General features: G+C 69.6%; 13 protein-coding genes. 3 read left to right on the top strand and 10 right to left on the bottom strand.

Annotated elements, in window-relative coordinates; translation table 11 throughout:
* Positions 1–43: 43 nt before the first annotated feature.
* Together TR49_RS39720 and TR49_RS07660 are read left to right on the top strand one after the other, a co-directional pair.
* Positions 44–790 (top strand): BRO-N domain-containing protein, encoded by a 747-nt coding sequence (locus TR49_RS39720; protein ID WP_052434092.1) that lies wholly within the window; start codon positions 44–46, stop codon positions 788–790.
* Between the two features lie 3 nt (positions 791–793).
* On the top strand, positions 794–1,309 hold the full coding sequence (locus TR49_RS07660) for a BRO-N domain-containing protein (protein WP_052434091.1): 516 nt from the start codon (positions 794–796) through the stop codon (positions 1,307–1,309).
* Here TR49_RS07660 and TR49_RS07655 read toward each other — a convergent pair.
* Genes TR49_RS07655 through TR49_RS07645 form a run of 3 tightly spaced genes read right to left on the bottom strand, consistent with a single transcriptional unit; the run spans position 1,298 to position 3,386 of the window.
* Entirely contained in the window at positions 1,298–2,029 is a 732-nt protein-coding gene (locus tag TR49_RS07655; RefSeq protein ID WP_042378649.1) for a TrmH family RNA methyltransferase, read from the bottom strand. The genes TR49_RS07660 and TR49_RS07655 overlap by 12 nt on opposite strands.
* Positions 2,026–2,913 carry a pyridoxamine 5'-phosphate oxidase family protein gene (locus tag TR49_RS07650; protein ID WP_042378646.1) on the bottom strand — a complete coding sequence of 296 codons (888 nt, stop codon included), beginning with the start codon at positions 2,911–2,913 and terminating at the stop codon, positions 2,026–2,028. The genes TR49_RS07655 and TR49_RS07650 overlap by 4 nt, the downstream gene beginning before the upstream one ends.
* Before the next feature lie 11 nt (positions 2,914–2,924).
* Complete coding sequence (locus TR49_RS07645) at positions 2,925–3,386, bottom strand: VOC family protein (RefSeq protein WP_042378644.1); 462 nt, start codon at positions 3,384–3,386, stop codon at positions 2,925–2,927.
* A 117-nt stretch (positions 3,387–3,503) separates the two neighbouring features.
* On the opposite strand from TR49_RS07645, the gene TR49_RS07640 reads away from it, so the two are divergent.
* Positions 3,504–4,034 (top strand): CGNR zinc finger domain-containing protein, encoded by a 531-nt coding sequence (locus TR49_RS07640; RefSeq protein ID WP_042378642.1) that lies wholly within the window; start codon positions 3,504–3,506, stop codon positions 4,032–4,034.
* Positions 4,035–4,080: 46 nt separating this feature from the next.
* On the opposite strand, the gene TR49_RS07635 is transcribed toward TR49_RS07640, so the two are convergent.
* The 7 genes from TR49_RS07635 to TR49_RS07605 form a co-directional block, all read right to left on the bottom strand.
* Complete coding sequence (locus TR49_RS07635; protein ID WP_084724691.1) at positions 4,081–4,821, bottom strand: ABC transporter permease; 741 nt, start codon at positions 4,819–4,821, stop codon at positions 4,081–4,083.
* Between the two features lie 131 nt (positions 4,822–4,952).
* The gene (locus tag TR49_RS07630; protein ID WP_042378640.1) at positions 4,953–5,876 is read right to left on the bottom strand and encodes an ABC transporter permease; all 924 of its coding nucleotides are present in this window, start codon (positions 5,874–5,876) and stop codon (positions 4,953–4,955) included.
* On the bottom strand, positions 5,873–7,027 hold the full coding sequence (locus TR49_RS07625; RefSeq protein ID WP_042378639.1) for an ABC transporter ATP-binding protein: 1,155 nt from the start codon (positions 7,025–7,027) through the stop codon (positions 5,873–5,875). Before TR49_RS07625 ends, TR49_RS07630 begins: the two co-directional genes overlap by 4 nt.
* A 26-nt stretch (positions 7,028–7,053) precedes the next feature.
* Positions 7,054–8,226 carry an ABC transporter substrate-binding protein gene (locus tag TR49_RS07620; protein WP_052434089.1) on the bottom strand — a complete coding sequence of 391 codons (1,173 nt, stop codon included), beginning with the start codon at positions 8,224–8,226 and terminating at the stop codon, positions 7,054–7,056.
* Between the two features lie 439 nt (positions 8,227–8,665).
* Positions 8,666–10,348, bottom strand: a complete 1,683-nt coding sequence (gene paaN, locus TR49_RS07615) for a phenylacetic acid degradation protein PaaN (RefSeq protein WP_042378635.1) — start codon at positions 10,346–10,348, stop codon at positions 8,666–8,668.
* 219 nt (positions 10,349–10,567) lie between these two features.
* Positions 10,568–10,999, bottom strand: coding sequence for a MarR family winged helix-turn-helix transcriptional regulator (locus TR49_RS46325; protein WP_042378633.1), 432 nt, complete (start codon positions 10,997–10,999; stop codon positions 10,568–10,570).
* Entirely contained in the window at positions 10,996–12,438 is a 1,443-nt protein-coding gene (locus tag TR49_RS07605) for an MFS transporter (protein WP_042378630.1), read from the bottom strand. The genes TR49_RS46325 and TR49_RS07605 overlap by 4 nt, the downstream gene beginning before the upstream one ends.
* Positions 12,439–12,516: the final 78 nt, after the last annotated feature.

Below are 12,516 nucleotides of genomic sequence, written 5' to 3'. Positions count from 1 at the left end.
GCGTTGTGCAGGGCGCTCCAGCACCCACCCGAAAGGGCGCGTCATGCACACGCGAATGCTCCACGCGGTGTTCCCCACCACGGGGCAACCCCTCCGCGTCATCCTGATCGACGACGAGCCGTGGTTCGCCGTCGCCGACGTCTGCCGGATCCTCGGCAGGACCGAGCCGACCCAGGCCGTGAGGCTCCTCCCCACGGATGAGGTCAGGGCCGTGAATACCCGCACTCCAAGTGACGGTGTTCACGAACCCGCTGGTCACCGCGGGTCCTTCCGAGGGAACTCGAGCCTCGACGTCATCAGCGAGAGGGGCCTCTACCGACTGATCACGCGCTCCGACAGGGCCACGGCCCGGCCCTTCCAGGACTGGGTCACCCGCGAGCTCCTCCCCTCCATCCGCCGTGGCGACCCGCGCGAGCGCACGGTGGAGAGCTTCGCCGAGGTCCTGGACCTGGACAGCGTCGCGGACCCCGAGCCTGTCAGCGCGTTCGAGCTGCTCGGGCAGACGTTCCAGCTCTACTCCGACGGCTTCGTCCACTGCCCCCACGGCGCGATGGACCCGGTCTTCCCCGCCCCTCACGAGGACGACGGCCCGCCCTACGGACCGCACTTCCGCTGCCGCCCCGAACGCATCGGCATCCTCGGCAGCAGGACCCGCCACCCCTGCCCGCCGGTCCGCCTCACCGATCTCGCCCGCGCCTGCCACCGCCGACCGGCTGCGCCACCCAGCTCGGTCCTGCTCATCGCCGGCGCCCCGACCGACGTCCTCACCGTCCTGAACGGAGTTCGGTAGACCATGGACACCCGCCTGATGCATGCCGAGTTCCCGACCACAGGACAGCCCATCCGCGTCGTGATCATCGACGACGAGCCGTGGTTCGCCACCATGGACATCTGCCGCGTCCTCGGCCGCCGCAATCCGAGCGACGCTGTCAAGAACCTCCACAGCGACGAGACCCGCACGGTGGACATGCGGACCGTATGCCTCGCCCAGAGCGAGGCATACGACGAACCCACAGGCAGGAATGCCTACGGCCGCGGTAACCAGACCCTGAACCTGGTGAACGAGAGCGGGCTCTACAAGCTCGTTCTCCGCTCCGACAAGCCCACTGCCCGCCTCTTCCAGGACTGGGTCACCCGGCGGTTGCTGTTCACCTCCGTGGTGCGGCACCTGCTGCATCGCTCGCACCGGCCGCTGCCGGAGCCCGACATCACCGTCAGCCTCGGGTCGGCCGAGCTGCGCGGCAGGGCCCGCGCACTTCGCCGAGGTTCTCCACAGGTTGGGGATGGCGGCTCCCGCCTACTGACGTGAGCGGCCCTGCCAGTGGAACAGCGCCATGCCGACCGAGGTGGCGAGGTTGAAGCTGGAGACGTGAGGACGCATAGGGATGGCCACAGTAGAGGTGGCCATCCCTTTCACATCATCCGTCACCCCGTGGCGCTCCGAGCCGAAAACGAGCAGAGCGTCATCCGGGAAGGTGACGTCGTGGATGGAGACGCCCTCCGGGTCCAGGGCGAAGACCGGCCCGGAGGGCAGGGCGTCCAGCGAGGTGCGTGCCACCGAGGTCGCGAAGTGCAGGCCCGCCGCGCCGCGGACCGCCGTCGGGTGCCAGGGGTCGACGTCGCCCGTCGTGAGGACGCCCGCGGCGCCGAAGCCGGCGGCGAGGCGGATGACCGCGCCGATGTTGCCCAGGTTGCGGGGGTTCTCAAGGACCACGAACGGGCTGGTCCGCGCCGCGTTGTCCACAGGCTGTGGACGAAGGGCCAGGGCGGCCACGCCCGTCGGGTGCGGGCGGGGGACCAGACGGCGCAGGACCTCCGTGGAGACCGGGACGGCATCGACGCCGCCCAGGTCAGGCGCCAGAGCGGAGGCCAGTTCCGCCAGCCCCGCCGGATCGGAGGTCACCGCAAGGGGCACCACCGCCCCGAAGCGCAGCGCGTGCTTCAGCGCATGGAAGCCCTCCAGCAGGACGGTGTCCCCGCCCGCCGCCAACTCGGCCCAGCGTTCCTCGACGTCGATCACGGTCCTCAGCGTAGAGGGGGGTTGGCCGGGGAATACTCCGGCTCGGTCCAGCGCAGCGGCAGCGCGCCGGGCAGCAGGACCGCGGCCGTCAGCTCGAACTCCACCGACCGCTCCTGCCAGTCGGTCCGGGCCTCACCCGTGAGCAGGAGCGTGTCACCGCTCTCCCAGTCCGGCAGGACGAGTCCCGCACGCGGGTTCAGTTCCAGGTTGCCCAGCGTCATGTAGGCGCCGTTGCCCACGTAGTCGGCCCACCGCAGCCGGGTCGGCGAGAGGACCTCGACGAATCCGGGGAGGCCGCCCCGGTGCGAGGCGTCCACATGGCCCTCCGCATCGGCGGTGGCCAGGAAGAACGTGTCGGCAGTCGCGACGAACGCCTGCTGCGCCGTCGACAGCTCCGCACTGTGACGCGCCGTTCCCGGCTCGACGGTCGGGGTCTGCCGGACCGGGCGCCGTTTCTGGATGTACTTGGGGCAGTTGGAGAAGACCTGCTCGGTGTGGAGCAGGAGGCCTGGCGGCCCGGCCTGCACGGTGCCGTTGACCCGCATCCGGCGTCGCGTCGCGGGTTCGAGCGCGATGGTGCCGACGCTGGTCGGCGTGCTCCCCCGCAGCACGCCGACCAGCGGGTCGTCGGGGCGCGGGGACGCGGCCACGACGACCGTCCGCTCGTCGGGGACGGAGACGAAGCCGGGCGAGCCCGTCAGCACCGTCGCCCACATCCGCCCGGTCTCGTCGGCGGCGCCGACGACCAGGAGCTGCCGCTCCGCCAGGAACGCCGCCGCGACCGAGGGGACGGTGCTGCGGATGCTGCGGCCGAGGTGCTCCGCCCGCGCGGTGTCCCCGAGCCGCACCTGGGCCGCGAGCTCGCCCGCGTGGTAGCCGGTCGTCGTCGCCATGCCGAACCTCCTTAGAAGAAGCCGCAGGTGGGCGCGTCGGCGTGGGGCGCGGAGCCCTCCGCGGCCACGCCGCTCGCGGTGAAGATCTCCAGCCGGGTGCCGTCCGGGTCGGCGAAGAAGATGCCGCCGGAGTCCTGGCCGGGGCCGTGCAGCACGATCCCGTCGTGGTGGAAACTCGCGCCGCGCTCCTTGAGCGCCCATTCCGCCTCGCGGACCTCCTCGACGGAGTCCACCTCGAACGAGAGGTGGTGCAGGCCGGGCCGGTCGGTGGGATGGGCGCCGGACGCCTGCTGCCAGATGGTGAGCACGAGCTCGCCCTTCCTGCCGAGCCGGGCCCGGCGGCGTTCCGGGGGCGTGCCGGGCTCGCTGCCTCCCATCACCTCCAGCCCGAGGACGTCGCGGTAGAAGGCGACCGAGCGGTCCAGGTCGGTGACGTTGATCCCGATGTGGCCGGTGCGCAGCGAGGCGGGCATGGACGGACTCCCGTTCCGAGAAGAGGAAGGCGATGTCTAACCGTTCAACACGACAGTAAGGGTTAGAACCGAAGCACCGCAACCGCTACTCGACGCCTGAACGGTTAGACTCCCTCCATGGACGCCCTCGCCGACCAGGACCCCCGCCCACTGCGCGGCGAACCGCTCTCGCTGGACCTGCTCAACACCCGCTGGCACGACGAGCAGCTCTTCCAGCAGCCGAACGGTCTGGCGATCTGGCTCGCCTCCAACGGCCTGACCGACCGCGTTCCCGACTCCCCCGCAGCGCTCGAGGCGTTGCTCCAGACCCGCACCGCGCTGCTCGCGCTGCGCGCCGATCCGCGCGACACCGAGGCGCTCAACGCGGTCCTCTCCCACGGCCGGATCCGCCGCACCCTCGACAGGGACGGGCAACCCCACGACGAGCCCGACGTTACCGACCCGGTCTGGCTGGCGGCCTGGCTGGCCGCCGACGACTACCTGCGGCTGCTGGCGCGCGGCCCCTCGCGCATCCGCGAATGCGCGCACGAGCGCTGCATCCTGACGTTCTTCGACACCTCCCAGAACGGGCGCCGCCGCTGGTGCGACATGGCCAACTGCGGCAACCGCGCCAAGGCCGCCCGCCACTACGCGCAGCAAAAAGGCTGATCCCCGCCCGGACGAGCCGGACGGGGATCAGCCACAGAAACGAGGGCTACTTCTTGCGCGCCGCCCGCATCTGGTTGAGGACCTGCGAGACCGCGATCACGGCCATGGTGCCGAGCAGCATCAGCGAGCCGATGACGTCGATCTGCGCCGGGTAGGCGCGCTGCACCGAGCCGAAGATGTACATCGGGAAGGTCTCCGAGTTGCCCGCGGTGAAGACCGTGATGATGTAGTCGTCGATCGAGATCGCGAAGGCGAGCAGCGCGGCCGCGCCGATGCCCGGGGCGACCAGCGGCAGGGTGACCTTCATGAACGTCTGGGCCGGGGTGGCGTAGAGGTCCTGCGCCGCCCGCTCCAGCGTCGGGTCCATGCCCGCCAGACGGGACTTGACCGTCACCACGACGTACGAGATGCAGAACATCACGTGGGCGATGGTGATGGTCCAGAAGCCCATCCCGCCGGGGCCGATGGTGTTGAAGAACAGCGCCGCCAGGGTCGCACCCATGACCACCTCGGGGGCGGCCATCGGCAGGAACAGCAGGGCGTTGATGCCGCTGCGCGCCTTGAAGCGGTGCCGGACCATGGCGAAGGCGATCATCGTGCCGAGGATCGTAGCGATGATCGTTGCGACCACGCCGATCTCCAGCGACAGCCCGATGCTGTGACACATCGTGCTGTTGGAGCAGGGGTTCTTCCAGGCGTCCAGGGAGAACTTGTTCCAGGTGTAGTTGAACTTGCCCTCGGGCGAGTTGAACGACATCCACAGGATGACGGCGTTCGGCAGCAGCATGAAGACGAACACCAGGAAGGTGACGACCAGCAGGACGTGCTGCCTGGCCCAGGCGAGCGGGCTGCGCCGGCGCACCTTCAGCTGCGCGCCGCCGCCGGGGGCGGGAGCGGTGGAGATGGTCTGAGTAGCCACTAGAGCAGGTCCTCCGTCCCGGCCCGCCAGATGTACGTCATGACGATGACGAGCGTGCCGACCATCATCACGACCGACATCGCGGAGCCGACCGGGTAGCCGTTGGTCTGACGCAGGAACAGGTCCTCGATGCGCTGACCGACCACCGTCGTGTTCGGGTTGCCCAGCAGCTGGGCGTTGATGTAGTCACCGACCGCCGGAATGAAGGTCAGCAGGGTGCCGCCGATGACACCGGGCATCGACAGCGGCAGGGTGATCCGACGCCAGGTGGTGAACGCGCTGCAGTACAGGTCGGCGCCGGCCTCGTGCAGGCGCGGGTCGATCTTCTCCAGCGAGGTGTACAGCGGCAGGATCGTGAACGGCAGGAAGTTGTAGACCATGCCGCAGACCACCGCGGCCGGGCTGGCCAGCACGTGGTTGCCGACGGTCCAGCCGAGCGCCGTCGTGATCTTCAGCAGGTGCAGGCTGTTGAGCGTGTGCACCACCGTGCCGTTGTCCGCGAGGATCGTCTTCCAGGCGATGGTGCGGATCAGGAAGCTGGTGAAGGACGGCACGATGACCAGGGCCATCAGCAGCGTCTTCCACCGGCCGCCCTTGAAGGCGATGAAGTAGGCGACGGGGTAGGCCAGCGCCAGGCAGACGATCGTCGTCAGCAGCGAGTACACCAGCGAGTGGTAGTACTGCGGGCCGAAGTCGGCGATCGCGTCGTGGTAGTTGGCCCAGTGCCAGGTGAGTTTGAAGCCGTCGTCGTAGTCGCCCGTCTGCACCGAGGCCGAGACCGAGGTCAGGATCGGGACCAGGAAGAAGACGGTCAGCCAGAGCAGGCCGGGGAGCAGCAGCACCCACGGGGTCCAGTTGCGGCGGGGCTTGCGGTCCGGCGCGCGCTCCTCGACCGGGGCGGGCGCCTCGGTGAGAGTCGTCATGCCGCAGCCTCCTCGTCGACCTCGGCGCCGGCCTCGATGTCCTGGGAGCCCTCGAGGCCGAAGCCCTGGCTCGGGTCCCAGTAGACGACGACCTCGGCGCCCGGGCGCTGGATGGCGCGACCGGTGTTCTGCTCGAAGACGGAGAGCTCCTCGCCGGACGGCATCTGCACCAGGTACTGGGTGGAGACGCCGATGAAGCTGGTGTCGACGACCTTGCCGCCGACCAGCGCGTTGTAGCCGTCCGGGACCTCGCCGCGACCGGTGGCGATCTGGACCTTCTCCGGGCGGACACCCAGGATGATCTTGCCGCTGGTGGAGCGGCAGCGGCTGGTGTCGACCTTGAGCTGCTGGCCGTGCGCGGAGACGGAGACCACGCCGTCCTTCTCGCCCTCGACCGAGGCCGGGATCAGGTTGGACTGGCCCAGGAAGTTGGCGACGAAGGTGGTCGCCGGGTTCTCGTAGAGGTCGGCGGGGGAGCCGAGCTGCTCGATCCGGCCGTGGTTCATGACCGCGATGGTGTCGGCCATGGTCATGGCCTCCTCCTGGTCGTGCGTGACGTGCACGAAGGTGAGGCCGACCTCGGTCTGGATGCGCTTCAGCTCGATCTGCATCTGGCGGCGCAACTTGAGGTCCAGCGCGCCCAGCGGCTCGTCCAGCAGCAGCACCTGCGGCTGGTTGATCAGCGCGCGGGCCAGCGCGATGCGCTGCTGCTGACCGCCGGAGAGCTGGGTCGGCTTGCGCTTGGCCAGGTGACCGAGCTCGACCAGGTCGAGCATGTCGGTCACGGCCTTCTTGACGTCCTTGACGCCGCGGCGGCGCAGGCCGAAGGCCACGTTCTCGAAGATGTCCAGGTGCGGGAAGAGCGCGTAGTTCTGGAACACCGTGTTGACCGGACGTCGGTAGGGCTTGAGGTCGGTGACCTCCTGCTCACCCAGGAAGATCTGGCCGACCGTCGGGTCCTCCAGACCGGAGATCATGCGCAGCGTCGTGGTCTTGCCACAGCCGGAGGCGCCCAGCAGGGCGAAGAACGACCCCTGGGGGATCGTCAGGCTCAGGTCGTCCACCGCGGTGAAGGAGCCGTAGCGCTTGGTGAGGCCGACCAGGCGGAGGTCTCCGCCCTCGGTGCGGCCGAGTACGTCGTGGGAACTCATCGGGACTCTTCTCTCCGTGGGCAGGACTACTGGCCGGTGATCTGCTGGAAGCGGCTGGTGTAGTCGTTCAACTGGGCGATGCTGAGCGCCATGAAGCCGCGCGCCTTGGCCTGCATCTCCTTGGTCGGCACGATCAGCGGCACTGCGGCGGCGTCCGAGTCGAGCTGCTGCAGGGCGGCGACGGCGCCCTGCACCGAAGGGATGTAATCGATGTAGTCGGTGAGCTCGGCCGATACCTCCGGCTGGAGGTAGTAGTTCATCAGCTTCTCGGCGTTCTTCTTGTGCCGCGCGAAGTTGGGGATGACCATGTTGTCGGACCAGGCCAGCAGGCCCTCCTTGGGCAGGTCCACGGTCACCAGGTTCGGCTTGCCGAGCTGGGCGACGTCACCGGAGTAGGCCATGGTGACGGCGGTGTTGCCCTGCTGGAAGTCGCTCAGGTAGTCGTTGCCGGTGAAGGCACGGATCTGGCCGGCGTCCTTGGCCCGGCGGATGTACTCCAGCGCCTGGTTGAACTGCGCGTCGGTGAACTGCTCCGGGTTCAGCCCCAGTGCCAGCAGCGCCATCGCGACGGTGTCCTCCATCTCCGCGAAGAGGGACACCTTTCCCTTGAGGTCGGGCCGGGTGAACAGCTCGGCGATCGAGGTGATCGGCGTCTTCACCAGGTTGGAGTTGTAGGCGATGGTGGTGTAGCCGTACGCCCACGGGATGGAGTGCAGGCGGCCCGGGTCGGTCGGGTCGTGCAGCACGCTGGGCAGCAGCTTCGAGTGGTTCGGGATGTTCGCCAGGTCGAACGACTGGATGTAGTCGTACGTCCGGTACTTGGCCACCATGTAGTCGGAGACGACCATGATGTCGTAGCCGGTGTCGATGCCCTTGACCAACGACGGGTCGATCTTGTTGTACCAGTCGTTGTTGTCGTTGATGATCTCCAGGTAGTCGACCTGGATGCCGCTCTGCTTGACGAACGCGTCCAGCGTGGGCCGCTTGTTCTGGTCCTTCGCGTCGACGTCGATGTACGCCGGCCAGTTGGCGAAGACGACCGTCTTCTCGACGTCCGAGTAGTCGTGGCCGGCCTGGCCGTTCTCCTTGGAGCCGGGCGGCAGCACATGGCCCTGGACACCGCACGCGGAGAGCGCACTCGCGCCCGCCACGGCGATCCCGCCGACCATCGCGCCGCGCAGCAGCGAACGCCGGCTCATGCGGCGAGCGGTCGACGTCAGCCTGGTGCGGTTCGTGTAGCGCGCGAGCTCAAAAGAGCTGGAACCCGTCATGTTCGGGGGAGTGCCTTTCTCAAAGACGCGGGGGCTGTCCAGAGGTCCTTTCCGACGTTGCGATGGGGACCGACATTAAAGGTCCTGAGCTGCGGATTCCATGCCTACCCAGTGAGTTGGGGGCGGAATTGTTATCAAAGCCCAGTCACGACGACGTGATCCGCATCACCGCTTACCCTGCGTGATTCGGCCCTCCCAGGGCCACCTACAGCGTGTAAAAGGCGCAACAGAACGCCTACACCCGTGTCAGTGCAAAGCGGCGGGGCCGCCCAGGAGAATCCTGGACGGCCCCGCCTTTCTCTTATGCCAACGCGGCTCTTATGCCAACACCCCGCGCCGCTTCTTATGCCAACACCTGCGCGAGGAATCAGCCGTTGTGGCGGCGGACCTCCATCACACGGAAACGGCTCGCGACGAAAGCGGCGTCGGCGTAGGCCGCGTTCGCGGCCGGGTTCGCCCCGGTGCCGTGCAGGTCGGAGAAGGCGGCGGTCTGGTTGACGAAGACCTGGCCGGTCAGGTTGAGCGAGAGCGAGACGCCGGCGTCCACGGCTGCGTCGACCACCGCGCGCTCGACCTCGGGCGAGGTCGTGTAGGCGGCCGCGGTCATCGCGCCGCGGGTCCGGACGGTCTCGGCCAGCAGCTCCACGCCCTGCGCGGCGGAGTCCACGGCGATGGCGAAGGCCACCGGGCCGAAGCACTCGCCCGGCAGCGCGTCCTTGGCCGCGTCCAGGGTGACCAGCGCGGGCGTGCGGATCACTGCCTCCGGGAACTCCGGGCTCACCACCGCGCGCGGCGCGAGCGCGAGCTCGCCGTACTCGCCCTTCTCGGCCCGCTCGACACGCTGGAGCACGCCCGGGTTCACCACCGCCCCCAGGAGCTGCGCGGCGCGCGCGTCGTCGCCCAGGAGCTTGCCGAGGGCGGCGGCGAGGTCGGCGACGACCTCGGCGAAGGACTTCTCGCCCTGGTCGGTGGCGATACCGGCGCGCGGGATCAGCAGGTTCTGCGGCGTGGTGCACATCTGGCCGCTGTAGAGGGAGAGGCTGAACGCCAGGTTCCCGAGCGCGGCCGCGTAGTCGTCGGTGGACTCGATCAGGACGGTGTTGACGCCGGCCTTCTCGGTGTAGACCTGCGCCTGGCGGGCGTTCTCCTCCAGCCAGTCGCCGAAGGCGGTCGAGCCGGTGTAGTCGATGATCGCGACCTCGGGCCGGGTCGCCAGCGTCTTGGCGAGCCCCTCGCCCGGCTTCTCCGGCGCCAGCTGCACGACGTCGGCGTCGAAGCCGGCCTCGGTCAGCACCTCGCGGGCGATCTCGACGGTGAGAGCCAGCGGCAGGACGGCCCGCGGGTGCGGCTTCACGACGACGGCGTTGCCGGTCGCCAGCGAGGCGAAGAGGCCCGGGAAGCCGTTCCAGGTCGGGAAGGTGTTGCAGCCGATGACCAGCCCGACGCCGCGCGGCCGGACGATGAACTCCTTCTCCATCTGGAGCGGGTCGCGCTTGCCCTGCGGCTTGGTCCAGTTGGCCTTGGCCGGGATCCGGGTCTGCTCGGCGTAGGCGACGGCCACGGCCTCCAGACCGCGGTCCTGGGCGTGCGGCCCACCGGCCTGGAAGGCCATGCCGAAGGCCTGCCCGGTGGTGTGCTGGACGGCGAAGCCGAACTCGACCGAGCGGGCGTTGATCCGCGCCAGGATCTCCAGGCAGACCGCGGCCCGCAGCGCCGGGCTGGCCTGCGCCCACGCGGGCTGCGCGGCGATGGCCGCGGCCATCAGCGCGTCGGCGGAGCGGTGGCCGTACGCGATGTTCAGCGGCTCACCGAACGGCGAGACCTCGCCTCCGGCGTCGGCGGCGGGGCCGACGAGCTCGTCCGCGGCGAGGCGAGTGGTGCCCTTCAGGGCCTCGAACGCGGCACCGCCGACGGCGAGGGCGTCCTCGCCGTAGGCCTTCGGGAATTCGGGGTACGGCGACCAGTAGTCCCGCTCGGCGAGGGCGCTCACCGCGCGCTCAAGGGTCTCCTGGTGACGGTCGATCATCGGGTGGACCGTGGCTGCGGTCATGACGCGCACTCCTCATGGGCTCCGGGCGGCGACTCTGCCACGACCTACCGTAACCGAATGATCGGTCGGTTGAAACGGTGAGTTCCAGGCAACACCCAGGGGCGCGGGGAACTGCGCGAGAAACCACCGGCATGCGGATGGCCCTGCGCGCTCGGCGACACACCACACCGGGTGGCTTGTCGCGCACGCAGTCGTCGAGAAAGCCTCGCGCCCCTCAGGTCAGTGCAACTTCCCCAGGATGCGGTCCAGATCCGCCAGATCCTCCGTCGGCAGAGCCATCAGCTCCGCCGGGGGCGTGGTCAGGATGCCCGTCGCCCGCGCAGCGGCCTCGCAGCCGGCCTCGGTGAGGGTGACGACCTTGCACCGACGGTCGTCCGGGTCCTGGGTGCGGACGACGAAGCCGCGCCCTTCCAGGTCGTCGACCACCAGCGTGGTGTACGGCTTGTCCGTCAGCAGCCGGGAGGTCAGCTCGCGCATCCGCAGCGGGCCCTCCGCCAGGAGCCTCAGCGCCTTGGCCCGGCTGAAGCTCATGCCCAGCGCCTCCGCGACCCGCTGCTTGCGGTCGTCCGCCTCCAGGACCAGCCGTCGCATGACGGCGTAGACCCGCTGGGCGGATTCCTCTGCCGAATCCTCGTGCGCCTGCTCGCTCATCCCGCGCTCACACTCTGTCGCTTCTCCTCGGGCGCGGAGGTGAAGACCCGCTCGGCCGTCCCCCGGGCCCACTGACCCGTCGTGGCGACGCCCAGGACCAGCACGACCGCCGCGCAGCCCACCATGATCCACCAACCGATGTGGCTCGCCTGCGCGAACCCCGCGTGCAGGCCGCCGACCACGGCGGAGGTGACCACCGAGCCGATCACCGCGACACCCAGCGCCTGGCCGGTCTGGCGGCTGGTGGAGGCGACCGCCGCCGCGACGCCCGCCTGGGCGCGGGGCATGCCGGAGACGGCGGTGTTGGTGATGGGGGCGTTCAGCATGCCGAAGCCGAGACCGAAGACCAGGTAGGCCAGCAGCAGCTGCCACAGCGGGGTGTCCGGCCGCAGGCCGGCCATCAGCAGCGAGCTCGCGGTCATCGCGACGCCGGCGATCACCAACGGGAGCCGGGGGCCGCGCGAGCCGACCAGGCGGCCGCTGAGCGGGGAGCAGACGACCGTGGCCAGCGCCATCGGGAGGGTGGCCAGGCCCGCCCGCAGCGCGCTGAAGTCACGCACGTCCTGCAGGTACAGGGTGTTGAGGAAGAGGAACCCGCCGAGTGCGGCGAAGCCGCTGATCGCTATCAGCGTCGCGCCGCTGAACGGCGCGCTGCGGAAGAAGCGCAGCTCGATCAGCGGCTCCTCGCGCCGCGACTCGACGATCAGCAGGACGACCAGCGCGGCGGCCGCCAGGCCGAAGCAGATCAGCGACTGCGCCGAGCCCCAGCCCGCCTTCGGCGCCTCGATGATTCCGTAGGTGAGCGAGCCGAGCAGGGTGATCACCGCGAGCTGACCGAAGGGGTCGATCCGGCGCGGACGCGGGGCCCGGGACTCGGGGACGAAGCGCCCGGCCAGGACCAGGGCCGCCAGGCCGACCGGGATGTTGATCCAGAAGATCGAGGACCAGCCCACCGCGCCGACCAGCAGGCCGCCGACGACCGGGCCGAGCGCCATGCTGAAGCCCACCGTGCCGCCCCAGACGCCGATCGCGCGGGCGCGCTCCTTGGGGTCGGTGAAGGTGTTGGTGATGATCCCCATGGCGACCGGGTTGAGCATCGAGCCGCCGACCGCCTGCAGCATGCGGGCGCCGATCAGCCAGCCGAGGCCCGGGGCGAGGCTGCAGGCCAGGGAGCCGAGGGTGAAGAGCGCGAGGCCGGTCTGGAAGACCCGGCGGCGGCCGAAGCGGTCGCCCATCGAGCCGCCGAGGATCAGCAGCGAGGCGAGCACGACGACATAGGCGTCGACGACCCACTGGAGGCTCGAGACGTCGCCGCCGAGATCGCGGGCGATCGACGGCAGCGCGACGTTCACGATCGTGTTGTCGAGCCCCACGATGAACAGGCTCATGCAGCAGACCGCCAGGACCAGAAGTCGTCGTCGCGCACTGAGCTCGGGCATGTCCGCCCCCTCTCTCAACCCATTGTATTCCTGTAACAGTTATAGCACTACAACGATTAGCGGGGGAACACGGGAGCG

This window comes from Streptacidiphilus melanogenes, from assembly GCF_000787835.1.
GTDB classification, from domain to species: Bacteria; Actinomycetota; Actinomycetes; order Streptomycetales; family Streptomycetaceae; genus Streptacidiphilus; species Streptacidiphilus melanogenes.
The sequence above is the reverse complement of the archived record's forward strand: the minus strand, read 5'-3'. Positions and strand labels throughout refer to the sequence as shown.

What these genes read in the sequence shown, in the direction of transcription:
- TR49_RS07640 (WP_042378642.1), top strand. Translation starts at nt 3,504, where the DNA reads ATGGACGCCCTCGCCGACCAGGACCCCCGCCCACTGCGCGGCGAACCG.
- paaN (WP_042378635.1), bottom strand. Translation starts at nt 10,348, where the DNA reads ATGACCGCAGCCACGGTCCACCCGATGATCGACCGTCACCAGGAGACC.
- TR49_RS07625 (WP_042378639.1), bottom strand. Translation starts at nt 7,027, where the DNA reads ATGAGTTCCCACGACGTACTCGGCCGCACCGAGGGCGGAGACCTCCGC.
- TR49_RS07660 (WP_052434091.1), top strand. Translation starts at nt 794, where the DNA reads ATGGACACCCGCCTGATGCATGCCGAGTTCCCGACCACAGGACAGCCC.
- TR49_RS07630 (WP_042378640.1), bottom strand. Translation starts at nt 5,876, where the DNA reads ATGACGACTCTCACCGAGGCGCCCGCCCCGGTCGAGGAGCGCGCGCCG.
- TR49_RS07635 (WP_084724691.1), bottom strand. Translation starts at nt 4,821, where the DNA reads ATGCTGCTGCCGAACGCCGTCATCCTGTGGATGTCGTTCAACTCGCCC.
- TR49_RS07645 (WP_042378644.1), bottom strand. Translation starts at nt 3,386, where the DNA reads ATGCCCGCCTCGCTGCGCACCGGCCACATCGGGATCAACGTCACCGAC.
- TR49_RS46325 (WP_042378633.1), bottom strand. Translation starts at nt 10,999, where the DNA reads ATGAGCGAGCAGGCGCACGAGGATTCGGCAGAGGAATCCGCCCAGCGG.
- TR49_RS39720 (WP_052434092.1), top strand. Translation starts at nt 44, where the DNA reads ATGCACACGCGAATGCTCCACGCGGTGTTCCCCACCACGGGGCAACCC.
- TR49_RS07605 (WP_042378630.1), bottom strand. Translation starts at nt 12,438, where the DNA reads ATGCCCGAGCTCAGTGCGCGACGACGACTTCTGGTCCTGGCGGTCTGC.
- TR49_RS07650 (WP_042378646.1), bottom strand. Translation starts at nt 2,913, where the DNA reads ATGGCGACGACGACCGGCTACCACGCGGGCGAGCTCGCGGCCCAGGTG.
- TR49_RS07620 (WP_052434089.1), bottom strand. Translation starts at nt 8,226, where the DNA reads ATGAGCCGGCGTTCGCTGCTGCGCGGCGCGATGGTCGGCGGGATCGCC.